Raw genomic sequence first — 22750 nt, forward strand, 5'->3', positions numbered from 1 at the left:
TGTCAGGAATCCACAGACAGGGCGAAGCGATTATCCGGAATGGCGTTTTCATCATCGATTACCCGTATCGGATCCCCGCTGCTGAGCCGGTCCTGACCGGTCACTACGACCTGGTCTTCTCTGGTCAGCCCCTGCATAATTTCAACCTGCCCGGGCATGCGCGATCCCAGAGTTACAGAAACTCTCCGGGCAACACCATCTTCCGCTACAAAAACGTACTGTTCGGCACCGCGAAGCATGACTGCCTGCTCAGGAACCACCAGAGCCTGCCGCTCCCGCAGTGTCAGATTAACAGACATGAACTGACCCGGGCGCAACCGGCCTTCGGAGTTATCGATCAGGGCGCGGACCGGCAATGAGCGACTGAGTTCATCAATGCGGGTGCCAAGCTCAACCAGTTCACCATTGAAAATTTTCTCGGGATACGCAGGCGATTTACCCTGCACTTTCTGGCCCGGGCTGATTTCCCCGATAAACCGCTCCGGAATGGAAAAATTCAGTTCCATACGGGATACGGCATCCAGCGTCGTTACAGTGGTTCCTGCCGTAATGTAGGCGCCAATATCTATGTCACTGAGACCAACAACGCCCGAAAAAGGCGCCTGAATACGGTGGTTTTCAAGCCGGACCCGTGCGGCTGTCCGTTGCGCTTCAGATACTTCAACAGCGGTTCGAAGTTCATCAACAAGAGACTGGGAAATACTGTTCTTGTCCCGCAGGCTTCGGGCTCGTTCATACTGGCGCCGGGCATCGGCCAGCTGCGCTTCGATGACACCGAGATCGGCTTTCGCGTGACGGTCATCAAGCTGTAACAACACATCGCCCTTTTTTACCTGAAGGCCAGACTGCAGCTTGACGTCTATCACACGGCCGCTGGTCTCGGTAGTCAGCTCAACGGCGTTCACGGCTTTCAGACTGCCAACTGCCCCAACCTGATCACGCACAGTTTCGATTACCGGGAGTACAGTGTTTACAACGCTGGCCGGCCGCTCATCTGCAGTTTTAGCCTGATCCGGGGCACTCAAGTTACGATAGGCAACAGCGCCACCTACCGCCAGTACCACCAGCACAACACCGATCAGCCATTGTTTCCACATAGAGTTTTCCAGCAAACGAACCGGCTCATGCCAGTGTTAGTTTTTCTGTATCACAAGAACAATCTCACCGACATCAATCCCCCATTTACTCATGGTGGTCTGATTGATCAGGGTGTCAGGTGTCACCAGATACATCCAATCATCCATCCGCACATCCAGGGTTCCGTCACCATAAGCAACCCTGAGCACATAATTCATATGAATAGCATTACCGCTCCAACGCATGGTTCCCGGTTCAACCACATCGCCCGCAGAGGCTCGGTAACTATCAGCACTGTCAGAAGGCGTCAGCGTCCAGACTCTGTTCTGGACTTCGCCGTCGTCAAAGCGAAACACCTCATCCAGAGTGCCTACACCGGCCTTGTCCCAGGACGCAGAAATATCCGCATCAAACGTACGAATAACTTCTCCGGAAATATCCTTGACCACCCCCCGTGCGGAAAGTTCACCGCTAAAAAACTGCTCGGGGATCAGCCCGGGGCCGCGCTCTGCATAGTCTGTCAGGGCCTGCCCTGAACAGCCACTCAGCAGCCCCAGAGTGACTATCAGCAAGAGTATAAAACGCTGACCGGCATTGGAACTTACTGAACAAGGATTTTGCACAACTTTTACACTATCCACAGCATTCTCCATAGCGCTTCTACGATGACCGGTATGGATACGCCAGAAAGACGTTCTTCGATCAACGGGGCTATGGCTGAATCTTCAGACAAGGAATGAGACAGGTAACAAGAGATACCCGCTTAGCTAAACCAACGGGGAAACAGACACCCCGGGCAGAATCGGATCCGCTACCCGGGGCTGGTTTGCCACACACTCAGCTATCAGAGACCGTACTTGGTTCCGATCGCGTCGTAAGTGCCATTTTTTTTGATGACTTCCAGGGCTTTATTCAAGTCTTCAATAACCTGGTCAGGAGTATCCGGACTCATGGCCAGATAGAGGTCAACATCGTTAAACGAATACACCGGAACCAGTCCTTCGATATCCTGCTGAGAGGCCATGTATGGCCCGCCAAGGCGCTCTGCAATCCACAGATCAATCTGGCCGAGCGCCAGGCGCTTCGGGTTGAGATCGTCACTGTCAATTACTGATACCTTGTAGCCACGCTCCAAAAGGTATTCGCTTCTGACGTCGTTGCGATAGCCCCCTATGGTTTTGCCTTTAGCATCTTCCAGCTTGTCCATCTTGAAGGTGCTTCCTTCCGGCGCAAAAATAGTCCAGAGGTTCTGTGCCAGCGGCCCTACCCATTTGAACAAGGGAGCCCGCTCTTCTGTATAGGTAGTGCAGAAGATGCCGTGATTGGCTTTGGTCATGGCACGGTTATAGCCATAATTCCAGTTGCGTAGCTTTACCCTGTAGTCATAGCCTGACTGATTCAGGGCAGCACGCACTCTTTCCATGCAAATACCATCAATCATATCAGCGCTGTGTTCAAACGCGCGACCGCTGGTACTCATGTTATAGGGCGGAAAATTTTCGGTATACAGATACAGTCTCTCATCCGCTATAGCCTGTGACATGCTGAAACACAACAGCATTCCCAGAACGGACAATGAAATTAAACGCATTGAAAAGTCTCCTTTAGAGGGCAGCTCGGGCAAAGAGTTTTATACACTTGCAAAAACGAAGCCATAGAGGAGTGTAGCTCAAGCTTGCATAAGTTTTACGTTTTAGATGTATAGGAATGTAAAATCTGAAGGGAGGGGACAAAACGTTCGCACATTTATATTCCGGGTAGAAACTACCCGGAATATAAAGACAGCAGTTCAGATCACTTCAGCATAACCATAGGTTCTGGCTTCGGAGTGTCGTCTGTGCTCGGCGGCAGTTCCGGATACCGGATTTCCGGGATTTTTCCTGTCAGTGTTTTCAGAAATGCAGTAATGGACTTCACCTCATCATCAGCCAGTTCAGCACCCAGCTGGGCTGTGCCCATAACAGCGACCGCTTCTTCCAGACTCCACACGGCTCCGGAGTGGAAATAGGGTGCTGTCAGCTCAATATTACGCAAAGGTGCGGCCCGGAATACGTATTCGTCGGAAGCAGTAGAAGTCACCGCGAAACGCCCCTTGTCACCAGCCGGCAGGATTTCAGCGCCAGGCTTGGCTACCAGACCAAACGGATAATAACCCTGACCGCCCAGGTTAGTGCCGGCATGGCAGGCCACACAGCCCTTATCCATGAACAACGCCAAACCTTCTTTTTCCTCATCGTCGAGAGCCGAAGTATCACCACGCAGGAACCTGTCAAAATCCGCATCCGGTGTGATCAGTGTTGCTTCAAACGCCTCAATCGCAATGGCCATATTGTCGAAAGTGACCGGGTTTTCCTCACCAGGGAAGGCTTTGCCAAATTTCTCAACATAAGCAGGCATGCTCTCCAGAGTCGCAACAACGCGTTCCGGCGTGCTGCTCATTTCAACACCTGCCTGAACCGGCCCCTTGGCCTGTTCGGCGAGATCCGCAGCACGGCCATCCCAGAACTGGGCAGCGTTAAACACTGCATTAAAGACGGTTGGTGAGTTACGCGGACCTTTTTGCCATCCGTGACCAATAGAGGTCGGAAGATAATCGTGCCCGCCCATACCTACGTTATGGCAAGTGTTGCAGCTGATCAGATGGCTTGAGGACAAACGCGGTTCAAAAAACAGCATTTTACCCAAGTCCAGTTTTGCTTCCGTGAGTTCATTACCGTCGATAACCGGTGGGTACTGCGGTACTGCTGAAAACATGTCCCGCGCTCGTTCCTGCAGGTCTGCAGCCGTGGCTGCTCCTGCAGAAATACCCAAGCTTACTGCGATAGCCAACTTCAGTGTCTGCCGTTTCATTTTCTCTCTCCCTGCTCACTTCTGTCATTTCCAGAACTCCTGAAATCAACCTAACAGAATGTTCATGCTTGTAAATGAACAGGGGGCTACCGGCGCAACAACCGGTAGCAAAATTGACGACTGTCAAATTCCTCTCTTTAAGGCTAAAACCGGGTTAAAACGAATAGGTTGCAGAAAGCCACAGACGCCGCCCTTCTTCACTGTTGGCGTAGAGGTTTCCATAGCTGGCACCATTGTTATAAGCACGATATTCGATAAAGTCTTCATCCATAAGATTGTAGATAGTGGCACTGAATCCCAGGTTTTCGGAAGCCTGGAACTGGCCACCAAGATGCACAAGAGTGACCGCTTTAAAGTCCCCAAGATCTGTATACGAAGGAGCTCCTTTGCTGCTCTCCCGAGCACGGTAACGTTCACTTTCATACTGTGCTTTCACAAATGCTGACCAACGTGCAGAAGGAATCCAGCGCAAAGAAACATTAGCCATATGTTCCGGCGTATCGGTAAGAGGCTCACCCTTACTCTCTCCGGATTTCTGTTCGCTGTCGGTGTAGGTGTAGTTCGCAGCCAGGCGCCAGTCCTGGGCGAAGGGTACTGAACCATTCAGCTCCACACCCTGAGTGATAGCCTCATCAATGTTCAAGTCCTGGCCGAACACATCTGCCAAAGGCCAGTCACCTCTGTCCACACATCCCGGACGATTGGGGTCCGTAGCGTAGCTGCAGTTCAGCAGGTCTGGCCCCTCAGCAATCTTGTCGGTGAACTTGTTATAAAACACAGTTGCGCCCACGCTGTAGCCCGCTGGTTTTTCGTAAACCACTGCAATTTCAGTAGAGGTCGATTTCTCAGGTTTCAAATCCGGGTTACCAAACAACGGAATGGTACCCTGCCCGGTAAAACCGACAACCCCAGATGCGAGCTGCTCAAGCCCTGGTGTTTTATAGCCTCGGCTTACGCCGCCCTTGATAGTCAGTTCAGGTGTGGAACTCCAGACAAGGTAGGCCCGTGGGCTGAACTGCCCACCAAATGCATCGTGACGGTCGTATCGACCACCCAGGGTAAGCGCGAGATCGTCAGCGAGGAACCATTCGTCTTCAACAAACAGCGCCTGGGTTTTTTGCTTGAACTCTTCAACAGCAACGCCGTCGGTCATCCTCGCATCAAACCATTGACCACCTACTGTCACTACATGGTTGGCGACGGGCATAACCAGCTTGCTGTCGATCACCCGGTTTTCCGTCTTCAGTTCCCGGGCAGAGCCAGCAACTTTTCCAGGTACACCCTCAGGAACAATCCGGCCACCGGTTTCAGTAACGTTTCTCATGATACTGGTTTCAAGCGTGCCGATAGCAAACCGGCCTGTATGGCCCACTGCAAACTGGTCGCGATCAAATTCCAGCTCAGGGCCGTAACCTTGTACACCCAGGGTACCCAGTTGACCTTCCGAGTTGTCGTAGTCCTGTCTGCTGCTTTCGATATCCAGCCAGAAGTCATTTGACTCTCCAGGCGTTACGGTAAAACGACCACCAACCGTATACTGTTCAGACTCTACCGGGCTGGGCCCCCGGGTGCTGACTTCAATCGGATCACCATTCAGATCGAGGTATTCCAGGGTGGACTCATCCCGTTCAAACCAGCGACCACGCAGCTGAAATCCAATCAGGTCATCCACAAGCGGACCGTTGGTGTAAGCGCTGTACGCCCGGCTGTCACCAAAATCACTGTCCTGATTAAGAGTAGTTTCTGCAGTGAGTGAGGATGCCCATTCAGGGCTGACTTTTCGGGTAATAATGTTGATAACGCCGCCCATGGCATCGGACCCGTAAAGGGTCGACATAGGGCCTCGTACAACTTCAATTCGTTCAATAGCGGAAGGAGGTGGCAGGAAGCTGGTAGCGGTCTGGCCAAAACCATTAGGAGTTACGCTGCCAGCGGTGTTCTGCCGGCGTCCGTCGATCAGAATGAGGGTGTATTCTGATGACATGCCACGCATACGGATATCAAAACCGCCAGTTTTTCCGGCAGAGCCGCTGACATCAAGACCCTCCACATCATCCAGAATATCCGTAAGGCTGAATGCTTGTTTGCTGCGGATCTCTTCACCGGAGATAACAGTAATACTGGCAGGCGCAGCGGTCTGGCTCTGCTCAAAACCCGAGGCGGTTACAACCAGCTCTCCGAGCTCCGTTGGCTGGGCCTGTGCAGATGAGTTGATAACAAGCGCACTGCAGGCCGCGCCCAAAAAGGTCCGGTAAAACAACATATCATCCTTCCTCTTGGCAAACATCAGAAGGTTACGGATAATAATGATTGTTGTTTACTAATGCCAATATAAATTAATGCTATTCACATAAGGCGTTTCCGGATTATTCCCCGAAGCTTTCAGAATCCTCGCCAGAAGACAGCATCTGACAAATTACCGCTGCTAAACGGACCCCTCACGGAACTGCTGTATAAATGCCTCGGATTCAGCAATGGAAGCTTCCATCTCATTAATCAGGCTGTCCACATTCTGGCGAATCTGCCCGAGCTCATCTTCCAGGGCACCAATGGCCTGGGCGTTCAGATTATGTTTCAGGAACAATACCTGGTCTTCAAACGCTTCCAGCACCGGATTCATACGCTTTTCCACCTGATGCATCCGCGCCATCAGGCTTCTGTATCGCTCCCGCGTTTCTTCCAGCCGGCGCTCACTGGTCTGGCGCAAAGACGCGCTCTGGTAAAGGTCCAGCTCGTCTTCCCACTCATCAAACATCGCCCCGGATACGTCTTCAACCGCCTCAATACGATCCCTTACCTTATTCGCCGACTTCAGGCTCTTATCGTAGGCATCACTGATAACGTCATATTTTTCCTGTAGCCCGGTTTCAGGAGTTTCCACTACGCTCTGAAACCGCTCCAGTGATGAGCGGAAGGTTTCCCGGGCATCGCTCTGGGAATCCCGGGCATCACCCACTCTGTCTACCAGAATATCGCGCTTCTCAATGCCGAACTTTTCCATAGTGCTGTAATACACCGAACTGCAACCGCTGAGCACAAGCATAAGGCAGAACAAACTGGTAAACCGGGTGACAACAGAAACTGTGTTGGCTTGTATAGACATGGTTTGAATCAATCCTTTTGTGTCTGAGCGCGGTTGTTATACTGCAGGCTTCAATCCCTGACGCAAACACCACAGGTCAAATGCCAGAGCAAACTACTATCCCACACTGCCCCTGCGACAGCCAGCGCCCCTATGCGGACTGCTGCCAGCGCTACCACCAAGGGGCCACAGCTGATTCTCCCGAGGCACTGATGCGCTCGCGCTTTAGCGCATTTGTGCTGAAGCTCGGGGATTATCTGCGCGCCAGCTGGCACCCTGACACACGGCCAGAAGAGCTTGATCTGGACAACTCTCCGGACTGGGCGTCGTTACGAATTCTGGAAAGCAGCCAGAATGGCGAAAATGGCCTTGTACACTTTCAGGCCATTTACCGGCTCAATCCGGGCTGGGGTTACCTGCAGGAGCGCTCGCAATTTGTGCGGGAGAACGGTCGCTGGTATTACCTGAATGGCGAGCCCCATGAAGGCATTCTGAAGCCCGGCCGCAATGACCCCTGCCCCTGTGGCAGCGGCAGAAAGTTCAAGGCTTGTTGTCTTTGAGGAAGCGGGTATCCGCCTCCTCCTTTGACAGGGTCAGCCTACTTTCAGGACAGGTTTGATGGTTATACCACTTGCTGAGTCCTCAAACGCCTGATTTATCTGGTCAAATTCATAGAACCTCACCAGTTTATCAAACGGGAACTTACCCGATTTGTAGTATGCAATCAGCTGTGGAATGAATACCCGGGGGATGGAATCGCCTTCAATAACACCGATCATACTCTTGCCTTCGGCCATAAGATCATTGTGAATATCAAGACTCACCTCGGGTGTAATTCCCACAATTGCCACTGTGCCCAACGGTCTCAAGGCATTCAGTGACTGCTTGACCACCGGAGGAACCCCGGTGGTTTCGACAGCATAATGACTGCCGCTACCTGTGAGTTTTTTAACTTCCGCTACAACGTCGACATTTTTACCGTTGAAAATATGAGTAGCGCCAAGCTCTTTAGCCAAAGCAAGACGACTGTCATGCACATCAACGGCAATGATGTACTGACAACCAACAATCCTGGCAGCCATAACCGCACTAAGCCCTACAGCACCAGCACCATAAACCACAATACTGGAACCGAATTCCGGCTTGAGACGATTAAGAACCGTACCTGCCCCGGTCTGGATACCACAGCCCAGCGGCCCCAACAACGCGATATCAACGTCTGGATCTACCTTCACCGCATTCCTGGACTTGGCAATGGCGTAAGTGGCAAATGACGACTGGCCAAAGAAAGTCGCCAGCGACTGCTTACCCTGAGCCAGCCGACGGCTGCCATCGTCCATGGCACCGCCAAAGTTAAGGTCATTGAAGGTATCGCAAACGGTTGGGTGGCCGGTCAGGCAATGCCCGCAATTACCGCAGTGCGCGAACGACAGCACCACATGATCACCGGCTTCAAGATCAGACACACCCGCGCCAACAGAGTCTACAACTCCGGATCCCTCATGGCCGAGTACAATCGGGAATGGCGCTATACCCAGATCCCGCGCAACAACATCGGTATGGCAGACGCCAACCCCCACAATACGAACCCGTATCTCATCAAAATCAGGGTCTGCAAGTTGCACAGGTTCCAGTTTGAATGGCTCACCCTGGCTATGAGTTACTGCTGCTTTAATTTCCATCAATATGACCTCTTCACTCAACAAGCGTGATCAGAACGGATACTGTCTCGGAGACCTCTGTACACTCACCCATTGCACAGTGGAAAACTCTTCAATAGCCCAGTCTCCATTGAAACGGCCTAGCCCTGAGTTTTTCTCACCGCCAAACGGCATATGCGCTTCATCATTCACCGGCATATCGTTAACGTGAGCCATGCCGGCCCTGATCTTGCGAGCAAATTTAAGCCCCCTGTCCGGATCACCGGAAAATACGGCACTGGAGAGACCGAATTCTGTGGCATTGGCCAGTTCCAGGGCATGCTGTTCATCCCGTGCTTTCTGAATACCCACAAGCGGACCGAAAATTTCACCGCTGCTCAGCTCCATATCAGGCGTCACGTCACCAAAGACGTGTGGCGGCACCATCTGCCCGCGAATTTCCCCTTCAAGGAGCACTTTTGCCCCCTGCTCTTTGGCTTTGGCGATCTTTTTCTGTAACCCTTCAAGCTGGGATTTATTGATGATGGGGCCGATGGAGGTTTCCATCAGGTCAGGGTTACCGACTTTAAGTGTGCGAACATGGGCAACAAATCTATCCACAAACCGGTCGTAAATCGTCGCATCCACAATAATCCGGTTAATAGCCATACAGATCTGACCCTGATGCAGAAACTTGCCGAAAACTGCAGCTTTCACTGCCTGCTCAACATCCGCATCATCAAGAACAACAAACGGGCTGTTGCCACCCAGTTCAAGGGCCACCTTTTTGAGATAACGCCCACCAGTAGCAATCTTACCGATATTTTTTCCAACCGGCGTTGAGCCGGTAAATGAAATCAGGGAAGGTATGGAGTGTGATACGAAATCATCACCAATGGCTGATCCCGGACCAATCACTACACCAAGTACACCCGCTGGCAGACCCGCTTCTTCAAAGATGCGGCCCAGCAACAAACCTCCGGTGACAGGCGTATCACTTGCCGGCTTGATGACCACCGCATTACCCAGAGCAATAGCAGGCGCCACGGAACGTTGGGAAAGGTGCAGCGGGAAATTCCAGGGGCTGATAACGCCCACCACCCCTAAGGGTTTTCGATAAACAAGGTTTTCTTTCCCCGGAATATCGCTACTCATGGTCGCACCATGGGCACGTGCAGGCATACTTGCCGCTTCCAGAGTGATAGCGCGGGCACTACCCCATTCGATAGTGGCTTTTAGCCGGGTGCTGCCAGACTCCTGAATCAGCCAGTCGATGATTTCTTCTTTACGCTCATCGAAGATCGACACCACTCTCAGCATCAGAGCTGAGCGCTCCGCCGGTGGCGTGTCTGCCCAGGCTTTCTGAGCCTCTGCCGCCTTCTGGTATGTCGCATCCAGGTCACCAGTGGTGGCTGAGCGAATGGAAAGCAACGTCTCACCGGAGTATGGATTCACAACAGGACGGGAATTTTCGCCACTGCCCTCGCGCCATTCTCCTGTCAGCAGTTGAAGATGAAAGTTCCGATAGCACTCATTCACAAGCTCAACCTCGCTTTCTGTTATGAACGTTTGTTATCAGTATATTCCTTCAGATCCAACTTACTATCGAACTAGCGGTATCTACGATCATTGCAGGTTCACTTACCGATACAGAACGACCCAAAGATTTTCCCCAACAATTCATCTGGCGTAATCTGCCCTGTGATCTCCCCCAAGGCATCCTGAGCTGCCCGAAGGTCTTCGGCCAGCAGTTCACCAGCACCATAACCTTCAAGTTGAGCCTGACCCTGCAGCAGGGATTCCCGGGCGCGTTCCAGTGCATCCAGATGTCTGCGTCTGGCCAGGAAACCGCCTTCTGTAGTGCTGGCAAAACCCATGCACTGTTTGAGGTGATCACGCAGCACTTCGAGGCCATCAGTAGATTTGGCTGCAAGTCTTATAACAGGAGTCTGCCCTGTGGATAACTCGGAAATACCAACCGTTTCTCCACTCAGGTCTACCTTGTTACGAATGACTGTAAGAGGTGCTGACTTCGGCAACTGATCGATAAAGTCCGGCCAGATTTCATGGGGTGTGGTTTTATCAGTGGTGGTGGCATCCACCATCAGCAGTATCCGGTCGGCCTGGCGGATTTCTTCCCAGGCCCGTGCAATGCCGATCTGTTCAACTTCATCCGGGCTGTCTCGTAAGCCTGCGGTATCAATAATATGCAGGGGCATTCCATCAATGTGGATATGTTCACGCAAGACGTCCCGGGTTGTACCTTCAATGGCAGTTACTATTGCCGCTTCCCGGCCTGCCAACGCATTCAGCAGACTGGATTTTCCGGCATTGGGACGACCGGCGATTACCACTTTCATTCCATCACGCAAAATCGTGCCCTGCTGGGCTTCGCCCATTATGCCCTGAAGTTGTTCCAGCAAGGTTTGCAGATCTGTTGCAACTTTACCGTCCGCAAGGAAGTCGATTTCCTCTTCCGGGAAATCTATGGCGGCTTCTACATAAATCCGTAAATGTGTTACCGATTCAACAAGAGTTTCAATACGCCGTGAAAACACACCCTGCATGGAACGCACAGCACAGCGGGCAGCTTGTTCCGAGCTGCTTTCAATCAGGTCAGCGATAGCTTCCGCCTGAGCAAGATCCAGTTTGTCGTTGAGAAATGCCCGTTCAGAGAATTCTCCCGGGCGCGCCAGCCGCGCTCCAAGCTGGCAGACTTCCCGCAGTAACAAATCCAGTATTACGGTTCCACCATGGCCCTGTAACTCAAAAACATCTTCACCTGTAAACGAATGAGGGTTCGGGAAGAAGAGTCCGATTCCTTCGTCGATAAGTTCATTTTTCTGATCGAGAAAGGGCCCGTAATGGGCGTATCTGGGTTTGGGTGTATACCCCAGCATCGCAGCAGCAATAGTTTTTGCCCGGGGGCCGGATACCCGGACGATGCCCACTCCGGCCTGACCAGGGGCCGTAGCTATGGCCGCTATGGTATCGCTGGCGGGGAGGGTTTCCGGGGTTGCTGAGCTGAAGTTCATGACATCTGCCTCTTACACAAGAATTTTGCGTATTCCTGAAACAGTAAAGGCCCCTTGCGGAGCCTCTACTGAACAATCAACTGGCCACTGAATCAGTGTTTCTTATTGGCCATTTCTGCTTCGATCTTGCGAGTAATGTACCACTGCTGACTGATCGACAGAATGTTGTTAACCAACCAGTAGAGTACCAGACCAGCCGGGAACCAGAGGAAGAAGACAGTGAATACCACTGGCATCAGCTTCATGATCTTGGCCTGCATAGGGTCCGGAGGTGTCGGGTTCAGGCTCATTTGCAACATCATGCTGGCACCCATAAGGATTGGCAGAATGAAGTAAGGGTCCATAACCGACAGATCGTGAATCCAGAGCATGAACGGCGCGTGGCGGAGTTGTACGCTCTCGAACAGAACCCAGTACAGTGAAATGAACACAGGCATTTGCACCAGGATAGGCAGACAGCCACCCAGAGGATTGATTTTTTCCTTCTTGTACAGGGCCATCATTTCCTGGGACATGCGCTGACGATCATCCCCATAGAGCTCTTTCAGCCGGGTGAGCTGCGGAGCAACTGCACGCATACGGCCCATAGAGCGATAGCTGGTGGCGGAGAGTTTGAAAAATACACCTTTAACCAACACTGTCAGCAGGATAATAGCAACGCCCCAGTTGCCGACTATGCTGTGGAACCATTCGAGAATGATAAACAACGGCAGTGAGATAAAGAACAGCCAGCCAAAGTCTACAGTACGGTCAAGATTGGGTGCTGCTGCTTCAAGGCGGTCGATAATTTTTGGTCCCACATAGGCGCGGGCGCCAATTTCTGCAGTTTCTCCAGCGGCTACTGTTGTTGCCGGATAAACAAAGCCCATTACGTGTAACTGACCGCGGCGAGTGGTCTGGAACTGTGAGGGCTGGTCCCGCTCAGGTACCCAGGCTGTAAGGAAATAATGCTGTAGAAATGCCATCCAGCCGTTGGTTACAGTCTGGTTGATACGTTTTTCTTCCAGATCGCCAAAATCAAATTTTTCGTAGGGATCTTCCGGAGAACTGGTTACCAGGCCAAGGAACGCCTTGATACCCATGCTGGGTCCGGAAGTAGGATCCGGAGCCTGATCGCGGACAATCTTTCCGGTGAAATTAGCCTGCCAGTCTTCACCTGACTGGTTATCGATCAGATAACGAACGTCAATTTCATAACTATCACGCTCAAACTGATAGCGTTTGGTAATACGAATACCGTTTTCCATGGTATGAACCAGGTCAACGGTTAACTCATTTTCGCCTTCAGAAAGTTCATAGCTTGTCGCCTCGGTATCGTAGACAGGCGCCTGGCCATTTTTTGCGTTATCCGGTCCGTTCTTCCCGATAAGCCCGCTTTCCAACACGTAAAAACGGTTTTCTGTGTTGTTCAGAAGGGTTAGAGGCTCACTACCTTTCAAGGTTTTGTCATAGGCAAGAAGAGAACTTTTAACAAGATTTCCGCTTACACGATCAATAACGAGATCAAACACATCTGTGCGAACAGAAATGTACTGATTGTTTACCCCGACAGTATTCCCCGTGGAGCTGGACACAGATTGGCCACTTTCCGGAGTTATGAATTCTTCGGCTGTACCATTTGCAGAGGCAGATCCCTGGGATGACTCACCGGGAAGCACCATAGAATCAGACCCGGCCGAACTGTTGTCTGCCTGGATATTTCCCGATTCTGCAACCTGCTCAGTAGGGACAGGCTGGTGATAATCATCATTCCAGGCAAGCACCATCAGATAACTGACAACAGCCAGGCCGGCGAATAATACGATGCGTTGAATATCCATAGATTTACTGTCTGGTCTGGGTTGTTATTGAGGAATGGTCAGTTTCTGCACAGCATCTGATCACTTTTTCCTGTCTGGATGGAACAGTACCTGGCACAGGATCATAACCCCCTTCTGCCCATGGATGGCATCTCAGCAGGCGTTTTACCGAAAGATATGAACCTTTCAGTGAACCGTAATGCGAAATAGCTTCCACTGCATATTGGGAACAGGTGGGATAATGGCGGCAATGACTCGCCATCAGAGGGCTTATGGCGTACTGATAGAAACGGACAGGAAGAAGCAGCAAGTTGCGCATTAATCTGTTCCCTCACCGGCGGGTACAGGACCTGCTGGTTTACGTGGTGGGAGCTGATAGTACTTTTTTGCTAACCTTTGCCAGAGACCATCAAGAGATCTGCAGACTGTCTGGTTATCAAGAACTGCAAGCCCTTGACGTGCAAGAACAATGATATCCATCCCGGGAAGATCCGGCCGGTGCCGGAAAGTTTCCCGTACCTGGCGTTTGATCCGGTTTCGCTGTACGGACAGTTTCAGGTTCTTTTTCGCAAAAACAAGACCGATCCTGGCGTGTCCGAGATTATTCGGAGTTGCCAGGATCAGAAAATTCCTGTGAGGAACCTTCAACTGCACGTCGTTGAAGACTTTGCCGTAATCGGCGGGTCGTAAAAGACGGTGCGATTTCGGGAAATTCAAAGCCTTCATAAGGCGAGCGACAGGTTACGCAGACAGACGGGCACGGCCTTTGGCACGACGACGGGAAATTACCTTGCGGCCGTTGGCAGTTGCCATACGGGCACGGAAACCGTGAACGCGCTTACGCTTCAGGACGCTTGGTTGAAACGTTCTTTTCATGGTGACTATCTCACAATTCGTGTGTTGAACATTAGGGAGTTGGCTGAAAAATTAATAACCAAAACAGGAGCGGCATTCTATGCAAATTTTATCCTGGGTTCAATGTTTATTGATACGCGCTTATGCCGATGCAGAGTATTTGTTGTGAGAGGGTCCGGAAAAGCCAGGCCGATCTCACGAATAACAGTAGTAAAAGGTCTTTTTTATAATTCTTTTAAAAGATCTATTATTACTGTTATTACACAGGCCATTTTCTGTGGAAAAGGCAAATTCTTCAATTTAAATCAGCAAGATGAAGCAATCACAAAGCTGAGTGGAAGTATGCCTGAGCCCTGTGGATAAGCGAGTGACGAATTGTGGAGAAGTTGCCTCCATTGGAAAGAGCGTAGTTGTCCACCGGTGAACCCGGGGTTGCACACAGAGCTGGGGGCCAGTTGTGCACATGCTTGTGTGCATATCCTGCTGTAAAAGAATTTCTGTACACAAGGTTGTGTGTAAGTTTGTAAAACTATGATTATTAGAAGTATAAATTTCCACAGGCTGTTTATGGTGTGCTGCTTTTACTTTCACTGGGAGAGCCGGCGGGTTAGAATCCGTGCTCAACTTTCGGGATCGGGCACCCCTTGTCCGGTTTGAGAAATTTTTGTGTTATCGGGAGCGGACTGTCGTGCCGAACAGCATGTGGCATCAATGTCTTGAAGTACTCCGGGATGAGTTTCCCGCACAACAGTTCAATACCTGGCTCAGGCCCCTCCAGTCCGAACATCGTGAAGGGCATTTGATGCTGTTTGCGCCTAATCGTTTTGTAATGGATTGGGTGAATGAGAAGTACCTGCGGCGTATAGAAGAGGTTCTCAAGCAACTGAATGGTGGTCAGGCACCAAGAGTCGCGATGAAAGTCGGATCAGCTCCGAGAGAGTCTGAGCCGGTTTTGCGTTCTGAATTGGTCCAGCAGGGTTCCGGCGGGCGAGTTCAGGAAGAATCTTCTGGCAAGGTCGCTGAGGAAGAGAGAAGTGTTGTTTCATCAGGCGGTAGCAGTCGCCTGGCGCAGAGTAATGGGCCAGGTGCGGGACGCCGGTCGGTTCAGGTTGAAGGTGATATCAAGCATCAGAGCTTCCTTAACGAAGGGTTCACGTTTGAAACCTTTGTTGAAGGTAAGTCTAACCAGCTTGCCCGCGCAGCCTCCATGCAGGTAGCGGAAAACCCTGGTGGTGCCTATAACCCGTTATTTTTGTATGGCGGTGTGGGTCTTGGTAAAACTCACCTTATGCACGCGATCGGGAATGATATTGTCCGGCGTAATCCGAATGCAAAGGTTGCTTACCTGCGCTCAGAACGTTTTGTTGCAGATATGGTCAAGGCTCTGCAACTGAATGCTATCAACGAATTTAAACGATATTACCGCTCGGTTGATGCGTTGCTGATTGATGATATCCAGTTTTTCGCCCGTAAAGAGCGCTCCCAGGAAGAGTTTTTTCATACCTTTAATGCGCTGCTGGAAGGTGGGCAACAGGTGATCGTAACCTGTGACCGGTTTCCCAAAGAAATTGTGGATATGGAAGAGCGTCTTAAATCCCGTTTTGGCTGGGGCCTGACTGTGATGGTAGAGCCGCCTGAGTTGGAAACGCGGGTAGCTATTCTGATGAAAAAGGCCGATCAGGTTAACGTGAAACTCAGTAGCGAAGCGGCGTTTTTTATTGCACAGAAAATCCGTTCTAATGTAAGAGAACTAGAAGGGGCGCTTCGATTAGTGATAGCGAATGCTCACTTCACAGGATCTGAGATTACACCTCCGTTTATTCGTGAAAGCCTGAAAGATCTGCTGGCTCTGCATGAAAAACAGGTCAGCATTGATAACATTCAGCGCACTGTTGCTGAGTACTATAAAATAAAGGTAGCGGATCTGCATTCCAAGCGACGCACCCGCGTGGTTACCCGGCCCCGCCAGGTAGCTATGTCACTCTCGAAAGAGCTGACCAATCACAGCCTGCCGGAAATCGGTGATGCTTTTGGAGGGCGTGACCACACAACTGTCTTGCATGCCTGCAAGAAGATTGTGGAACTTCAGGAGACGGATCCCGGCATCCGCGAAGACTATCAGAATTTCATGAGGTTGCTGACCACATGAAAACAACATTCATCCTTCCAACAAAAGAAAGCTGAGTGACATGAAACTGACGATCAGCCGAGAATCCCTGCTCACACCGTTGCAAAGCATTGCCGGTGTCGTTGAAAAAAAGCAGACCATGCCGGTACTGTCCAATGTACTGCTGGTGGCCGAAGATAATTCACTGATCCTGACCGGGACAAATATGGAGGTTGAGCTGGTTGGACGGGTTACACCTGTTCATGTGGACCAGCCTGGTCGGATTACGGTTCCTGCGCGCAAGCTTTCAGATATATGTCGGGCTCTGGGCGACGAAGCGCCGATTGAGCTGTTGCTTGAAGGCGACAGGCTGCATGTAAGGTGTGGCGCAAGCCATTTTACGCTTTCGACCTTGCCAGCGGAGCATTTTCCAAATGTTGAAGATGAACCAGAAAGTTTTCGGCTGGAACTGCCGCAGAAAGAATTGCGGCGTATGTTTGACGCGACGGCTTTCGCCATGGCTCAGCAGGATGTTCGTTATTATCTGAACGGGTTGTTGCTGGAAGTGGATAAAGGGCACGTGCGTACCGTGGCAACGGACGGTCACCGTCTGGCGATGGCACATGTGGAGCTCAGTACAGGTTGTGCGGAACCCAGGCAGGTCATTGTTCCCCGTAAAGGTGTCCTGGAGCTTTCGCGTTTGCTCGATGATGTTGAAACACCGGTTACGCTGGTTATTGGTGACAACCATCTGCGCGCTACTGTGGGATCCTACACTTTCACCTCCAAACTGATTGAAGGTAAGTTTCCGGACTATAACCGCGTAATTCCGCGTGGTGGTGACAAGATAGTTCTGGCGGACCGTGCGACTCTGAAAAATACGCTACAGCGTGCAGGTATTCTCTCCCACGAAAATATCCGTGGCGTTCGTCTGAATCTGGCAACAAATGAACTTCAGGTGTTTGCCAATAACCCGGATCAGGAACAGGCGGAAGATGCTCTTCCGGTTGATTATCAGGGCGAGTCGCTTCAGATCGGTTTTAATGTTGGTTATCTGATAGATGTGATGAACGCGCTGGATGAAGATCAGGTGAAGCTCACCCTCTCCAATCCAAATAGCAGTGCGCTGATCGAATCGCAAAATGACAACCGCTGCCTCTATGTGGTCATGCCGATGAGGCTTTAGGAGAAGTTTGATGGGCACCGTAACTAACGGAATCAAAGGCGCTTTCAGAATCGGGCAAACGCTCTCTGTATTGGGCCGGACCGGTGCCCGGTGGGTCGGGGGGGATCGCCCCCCTGCTCCACGGTTGTTGCGCCAGACATTTGAGTCGTTAGGCGCGACTTACATCAAGCTTGGACAATTCATTGCCAGTTCTCCGACCTTCTTCCCGAAAGAATACGTTGAAGAGTTTCAATACTGTCTGGACCAGACCCCCAACCTGCCTTTTGGCGTTATTAAACGGATTATCCGCGAAGAACTGGATCGTCCGATAGATGAAGTGTTCTCTGAGATTGATCCGGTGGCACTGGCATCCGCTTCTATCGCACAGGTACACACGGCCCGACTGGTTACCGGCGAAGAAGTGGTTATCAAGGTTCAGAAACCAGGTGTTGAAAATATTCTCCTGACAGATCTTAATTTCCTGTATCTCTCAGCGCGGATACTGGAAACCCTGGCGCCAAAGCTCTCCTGGACATCGCTTTCGGGTATTGTGGAAGAAATCCAGCGAACCATGATGGAAGAATGCGATTTCATCAAGGAGGCGAATAATCTGAAGGTGTTTCGCAATTTCCTCCACGAAACACATAATGAAGACGCTACAGTGCCCCTCGTTTATGAACATTGCAGTACCCGGAGAATACTCACAATGGAACGCTTCCATGGAGTATCTTTGACAGACCTCGAGAGTATTCGTGGTTATGCGAAAGACCCTGAGCGGACACTGATCACTGCAATGAATACCTGGTTTGCCAGCCTGACCCAGTGTGAATTTTTCCACGCCGATGTGCATGCCGGTAATCTGATGGTATTGAAGGATGGGCGGGTAGGTTTTATTGATTTCGGTATCGTCGGGCGGATCAGGCCAGACACCTGGCAGGCAGTCAGCGACTTCATTTCATCGGTTATGGTCGGTAACTTCGATGGTATGGCCGAAGCCATGATTCGTATTGGTGTCACTAGCCAGACAGTTAAGGCGGAGGATCTGGCGGCGGATCTGCGTAAACTCTATCAACAGATGGATAAAATGGTGCCGGACGAAGTTCCCTACCATGCTGACCAGACTGAAGATGACGTTAACAGCATTCTGATGGACATGGTAAAAGTTGGTGAAAGCCATGGACTGCACTTCCCCCGCGAGTTCGCTCTGCTATTGAAACAGTTCCTGTATTTTGACCGTTATGTACATATTCTTGCTCCCGAGATGGATGTGTTCATGGACGAGCGTCTTAATATGCTTCATTGAGGCGGGTTCGCCTTCACTGGTCTGGTTTTGTACACTAGGGCAGCATTCCCGGAACTGCGGGATGCTGCCTTTTTTCATGGATATATCCATTCCTCCTGTTGCCGTGATGAGCTGTCCTTTCTATGGCGCTAGTGAAACTCCATACAGAGTTTTTTCGCAACCTGTCTCCCTCTGAGCCAGTTTCGTTCTCACCATCATTCAATTTACTTTATGGTCCTAATGGTAGCGGCAAGACAAGTCTGCTGGAGGCTATAGGTTATCTTGGTCTTGGGCGATCTTTTCGGGTTAACCGCCATAAGGCGGTTGTTCAGCATGGCCAGCAAAGATTCACGGTGTTTGGCGGTTTGGATCATGGGTTCGATGAGGAACGTAATGCTCAGTCCGAAGGTGTGCTTGCTCATAGGTTAGGTATCTCCAGAGATGTTGTTCAGAAAGAAACAACACTCCGCGTCGATGGTGAAGGGGTAAGAAGCCTTTCTGTCCTGGCAAAGCATTTACCGGTTTCTGTTATTGATCCTGGCGTGTTCGACATAGTTGCCGGTGGCCCTGGAAAGCGTCGCCAATTTCTTGATTGGGCAGTGTTCCACGTGGAACCTTCGTTCGCATCAAGCTGGCAACAGTGCCAGAGAGTCACATCACAGCGGAATCAAACGCTGAGAAATGGTAGACTGGACGAATCCTTGTTGCGTATCTGGGATGCCCAGTACGCAGCGCTGAGTGAAAGAATAAGTGACGCACGTAAAGCCGCTTTTGATCAGTTCAAATGCGCTTTTGATAGTCTGGTTGATGAAGTGGATGTGAGTTGGACAGAAGGACTGAGACTGGAGTTTTATCCTGGGTGGGATACTGGTCAATCACTGGCCGATGTACTTCTCCGTCACAGGGAACAGGAAATGCGTATGGGGCACACCCTTTATGGGCCGAACCGTGCGGATATCCGAATCAGATTTCAGGGACGACCGGTAGCGGAAACCTTTTCACGCGGCCAACAGAAAACCCTCGTTATTTTGATGAAAATTGCCCAGAGCATGGTGTTGAATGATCTCGGAAAGCAGGTCAGCTTTCTGGTTGATGATATTAACGCCGAGTTGGATGAGGGCCACAGAATGATGCTGGCCCGCAAGTTACAGCAGTTACGTTGTCAGGTATTTATTACCGCTATTGAACGTCCAGATCCGGAGTCAATATGGAATGGCAACGAAATACCTGATTACCGGATGTTCCACGTGGAACATGGCAAATTGAAGGAAGAATAAAACCGGCTTACCAAATCCCTGGTCTGCACAGAAGCAGCTACAGGGAAAGCGCCGGCCCTTACGCTTCAGGAGTTTCCTAATGAGTGAATCGAGCTACAATTCTACCAATATCAAAGTCCTGAAAGGGCTGGATGCGGTGCGAAAACGGCCAGGGATGTACATTGGTGATACAGACGATGGCACCGGTCTGCATCACATGGTCTTCGAGTTGGTGGATAACTCCATCGATGAAGCTCTTGCAGGGCACTGTTCCGAAATCGGAATTATTATCCATCCGGACGAGTCTGTGAGTGTTCAGGATAACGGCCGCGGCATTCCTGTGGATATCCACGAAGAAGAAGGTGTGTCCGCCGCCGAAGTGATCATGACCATACTCCACGCAGGGGGTAAGTTTGATGATAACTCCTATAAGGTTTCCGGTGGTCTTCACGGTGTAGGGGTTTCAGTTGTAAACGCATTGTCGTCGACGCTGACGTTGACCATCCGCAGGGATGGCAAAGTGTATGAACAGGTTTATACACATGGTGTGCCTAATGCGCCCTTGACCGTGGTTGGTGATACAGATGCCTCCGGAACACGGGTTCACTTTATCCCCTCCCCTGAAACATTCAGCCATATCGAATTTCACTATGAAATTCTGGCCAAGCGTATAAGGGAACTTGCTTTCCTGAATAGCGGTGTTCGTATTCGCCTGACGGATGAGCGTAGCGGTAAAGAAGAAGTCTTTCAGTACGACGGTGGTTTGCGGGCATTTGTTGAACACCTGAATGCCAATAAAACCCCCATAAACAGGGTTTTCCATTTTACCCGTGAGCGTGAAGATGGGATTTCCGTAGAAGTTTCCATGCAATGGAATGATGCTTTCCAGGAAAACATCTACTGTTTTACCAACAATATCCCTCAGCGCGATGGTGGTACTCACCTGGCAGGCTTCCGGGCCGCCCTTACCCGCTCTCTGAACACCTATATTGAACACGAAGGGCTGGGCAAGAAGGCGAAGGTAAGCACCTCTGGTGATGATGCACGGGAAGGACTGACGGCGATCATCAGCGTAAAAGTGCCTGATCCCAAGTTTTCTTCACAGACCAAAGACAAACTGGTCTCTTCAGAAGTGAAAACAGCAGTTGAGCAGGAGCTTTATCAGAGCTTTGCAGAGTATCTGCAAGAGCAGCCAGGCGAAGCGAAACTGATTGTTAATAAAATGATTGAAGCTGCCCGGGCCCGTGAAGCTGCCCGTAAAGCGCGGGACATGACCCGCCGTAAAGGTGCGCTGGATATTGCAGGCCTGCCCGGAAAACTGGCGGACTGTCAGGAGAAAGACCCCGCCCTCTCTGAACTGTTCATAGTGGAGGGTGATTCGGCCGGCGGCAGCGCCAAACAGGGCCGGGACCGCAAGACCCAGGCGATTCTGCCACTGAAAGGTAAGATCCTGAACGTGGAGAAAGCGCGCTTCGACAAGATGCTGTCTTCTGCAGAAGTTGGAACACTTATCACGGCTCTTGGCTGTGGTATTGGTCGCGAAGAATTCAACCCGGATAAGCTGAGATATCACTCTATCATTATAATGACGGATGCTGACGTCGACGGTTCCCACATCCGCACCCTGTTACTGACCTTCCTGTTCCGTCAGATGCGCGAAATCATTGAGCGTGGACATGTGTTTATCGCAATGCCGCCGCTTTACAAGGTCAAGCGTGGCAAGCAGGAACAGTACCTGAAGGATGAGAAAGCCAAAGAGGCGTTTCTCACCCAGACCTCACTGGAAGGTGCGCAGCTGTATGTGAACCCGGAAGCTCCAGCCATCAAGGACTCTGCTCTTGAGACGATGGTGAAGGATTACCAGGCTGTGATGTCAATGATCGACCGTCTGTCCCGTGCATATCCGGCCAAAGTGCTGGAGCGGATGCTTCAGAACGATACCTTGAAAGTTGAGGACCTGAAGGACGAGCAGAAAGTTGCTGCATGGGCCAGCCGCCTGGGTGACGGGCTCAATATTGATACCCGCACCGGAACCAAGTATGTTTTTTCAGTTTCCAGGGATTCAGAGCGCGGTCTCTATCTGCCTAAAGTGACTATTTATGTTCACGGTATTCCTCACGAACATCTGTTTAGTCATGACTTCTTTGAGTCGCCATCCTATGGTGCCATAGCACGCCTGGGTGAGACGCTGAACGGGCTGGTTGAAGAAGGTGCCTACGTACAGCGTGGCGAGCGCAAACAGGCAATATTGTCGTTTGAAGGTGCTCTTGACTGGTTGATGAAGGAAGCCCAGCGAGGCCTGAACATCCAGCGCTACAAAGGTCTTGGAGAGATGAATCCGGATCAGCTGTGGGAAACTACCATGGATCCTGAAACCCGTCGGATGATGAAGGTCAAGATTGATGATGCCATCGCGGCTGACCAGATCTTTACCACTCTGATGGGTGATGATGTTGAACCTCGTCGTAACTTTATTCAGACCCATGCATTGGAAGTGCACAACCTGGATATCTAGACAGAGGGTTATACCGGGAAGAAAAAAAGCGGCCAGAGTGAGATACTCTGGCCGCTTTTTTTATACTGAAAAACTGGCAGGTGTTTG

At 51.0% G+C, this 22750-nt stretch carries 19 protein-coding genes; 6 read left to right on the forward strand and 13 right to left on the reverse strand.

From position 1 onward, the window contains the following. Window positions 1–2 precede the first annotated feature (2 nt). The 6 genes from CPA50_RS11200 to CPA50_RS11225 form a co-directional block, all read right to left on the reverse strand. On the reverse strand, window positions 3–1097 hold the full coding sequence (locus CPA50_RS11200) for an efflux RND transporter periplasmic adaptor subunit (protein WP_096782606.1): 1095 nt from the start codon (window positions 1095–1097) through the stop codon (window positions 3–5). Between the two features lie 36 nt (window positions 1098–1133). After that, window positions 1134–1655: a DUF3833 domain-containing protein gene (locus CPA50_RS11205; RefSeq protein ID WP_413772162.1), complete on the reverse strand. Its 522-nt coding sequence runs from the start codon at window positions 1653–1655 to the stop codon at window positions 1134–1136. A gap of 266 nt (window positions 1656–1921) precedes the next feature. Then, the gene (locus CPA50_RS11210) at window positions 1922–2668 is read right to left on the reverse strand and encodes a substrate-binding periplasmic protein (protein ID WP_096782608.1); all 747 of its coding nucleotides are present in this window, start codon (window positions 2666–2668) and stop codon (window positions 1922–1924) included. Window positions 2669–2871: 203 nt separating this feature from the next. Next, a complete protein-coding gene (locus CPA50_RS11215) occupies window positions 2872–3927 on the reverse strand; it encodes a cytochrome-c peroxidase (protein WP_096782609.1) in 1056 nt (351 codons plus the stop codon). Window positions 3928–4081: 154 nt separating this feature from the next. Beyond that, entirely contained in the window at window positions 4082–6190 is a 2109-nt protein-coding gene (locus CPA50_RS11220; protein WP_096782610.1) for a TonB-dependent receptor domain-containing protein, read from the reverse strand. 162 nt (window positions 6191–6352) lie between these two features. Next, window positions 6353–7030, reverse strand: coding sequence for a DUF2959 domain-containing protein (locus CPA50_RS11225; RefSeq protein WP_096782611.1), 678 nt, complete (start codon window positions 7028–7030; stop codon window positions 6353–6355). Between the two features lie 80 nt (window positions 7031–7110). Between CPA50_RS11225 and CPA50_RS11230 the strand changes: the two genes are divergently transcribed. Further along, on the forward strand, window positions 7111–7569 hold the full coding sequence (locus CPA50_RS11230) for a YchJ family protein (RefSeq protein ID WP_227519611.1): 459 nt from the start codon (window positions 7111–7113) through the stop codon (window positions 7567–7569). A 33-nt stretch (window positions 7570–7602) separates the two neighbouring features. Here CPA50_RS11230 and CPA50_RS11235 read toward each other — a convergent pair whose 3' ends face one another. From CPA50_RS11235 to rpmH, 7 genes are all read right to left on the reverse strand, one after another. Beyond that, on the reverse strand, window positions 7603–8691 hold the full coding sequence (locus tag CPA50_RS11235; RefSeq protein ID WP_096782612.1) for an NAD(P)-dependent alcohol dehydrogenase: 1089 nt from the start codon (window positions 8689–8691) through the stop codon (window positions 7603–7605). A 30-nt stretch (window positions 8692–8721) separates the two neighbouring features. Continuing rightward, window positions 8722–10188 carry an aldehyde dehydrogenase family protein gene (locus CPA50_RS11240; RefSeq protein ID WP_096782613.1) on the reverse strand — a complete coding sequence of 489 codons (1467 nt, stop codon included), beginning with the start codon at window positions 10186–10188 and terminating at the stop codon, window positions 8722–8724. Between the two features lie 98 nt (window positions 10189–10286). Further along, the gene (gene mnmE, locus CPA50_RS11245; protein WP_096782614.1) at window positions 10287–11684 is read right to left on the reverse strand and encodes a tRNA uridine-5-carboxymethylaminomethyl(34) synthesis GTPase MnmE; all 1398 of its coding nucleotides are present in this window, start codon (window positions 11682–11684) and stop codon (window positions 10287–10289) included. Window positions 11685–11776: 92 nt separating this feature from the next. Further along, window positions 11777–13504 (reverse strand): membrane protein insertase YidC, encoded by a 1728-nt coding sequence (yidC, locus tag CPA50_RS11250; RefSeq protein ID WP_096782615.1) that lies wholly within the window; start codon window positions 13502–13504, stop codon window positions 11777–11779. Window positions 13505–13508: 4 nt separating this feature from the next. Next, window positions 13509–13802 (reverse strand): membrane protein insertion efficiency factor YidD, encoded by a 294-nt coding sequence (gene yidD / locus CPA50_RS11255; protein WP_096782616.1) that lies wholly within the window; start codon window positions 13800–13802, stop codon window positions 13509–13511. After that, the gene (gene rnpA, locus CPA50_RS11260; protein ID WP_096782617.1) at window positions 13802–14209 is read right to left on the reverse strand and encodes a ribonuclease P protein component; all 408 of its coding nucleotides are present in this window, start codon (window positions 14207–14209) and stop codon (window positions 13802–13804) included. The genes yidD and rnpA overlap by 1 nt, the downstream gene beginning before the upstream one ends. 15 nt (window positions 14210–14224) lie before the next feature. Next, window positions 14225–14359, reverse strand: a complete 135-nt coding sequence (gene rpmH, locus CPA50_RS11265) for a 50S ribosomal protein L34 (RefSeq protein ID WP_008172542.1) — start codon at window positions 14357–14359, stop codon at window positions 14225–14227. 679 nt (window positions 14360–15038) lie between these two features. On the opposite strand from rpmH, the gene dnaA reads away from it, so the two are divergent. The 5 genes from dnaA (at window position 15039) to gyrB (ending at window position 22663) form a co-directional block, all read left to right on the forward strand. After that, entirely contained in the window at window positions 15039–16487 is a 1449-nt protein-coding gene (gene dnaA / locus CPA50_RS11270; RefSeq protein ID WP_413772163.1) for a chromosomal replication initiator protein DnaA, read from the forward strand. Window positions 16488–16527: 40 nt separating this feature from the next. Beyond that, window positions 16528–17631 carry a DNA polymerase III subunit beta gene (gene dnaN, locus CPA50_RS11275; RefSeq protein ID WP_096782619.1) on the forward strand — a complete coding sequence of 368 codons (1104 nt, stop codon included), beginning with the start codon at window positions 16528–16530 and terminating at the stop codon, window positions 17629–17631. Between the two features lie 10 nt (window positions 17632–17641). Beyond that, complete coding sequence (locus CPA50_RS11280; RefSeq protein ID WP_096782620.1) at window positions 17642–18913, forward strand: ABC1 kinase family protein; 1272 nt, start codon at window positions 17642–17644, stop codon at window positions 18911–18913. 122 nt (window positions 18914–19035) lie between these two features. Further along, a complete protein-coding gene (recF, locus tag CPA50_RS11285) occupies window positions 19036–20169 on the forward strand; it encodes a DNA replication/repair protein RecF (protein ID WP_096782621.1) in 1134 nt (377 codons plus the stop codon). A 79-nt stretch (window positions 20170–20248) separates the two neighbouring features. Then, window positions 20249–22663 carry a DNA topoisomerase (ATP-hydrolyzing) subunit B gene (gene gyrB, locus CPA50_RS11290; protein ID WP_096782622.1) on the forward strand — a complete coding sequence of 805 codons (2415 nt, stop codon included), beginning with the start codon at window positions 20249–20251 and terminating at the stop codon, window positions 22661–22663. The last annotated feature ends 87 nt before the right edge of the window (window positions 22664–22750 follow it).

This window comes from Marinobacter sp. ANT_B65, from assembly GCF_002407605.1.
Classification (GTDB): domain Bacteria; phylum Pseudomonadota; class Gammaproteobacteria; order Pseudomonadales; family Oleiphilaceae; genus Marinobacter.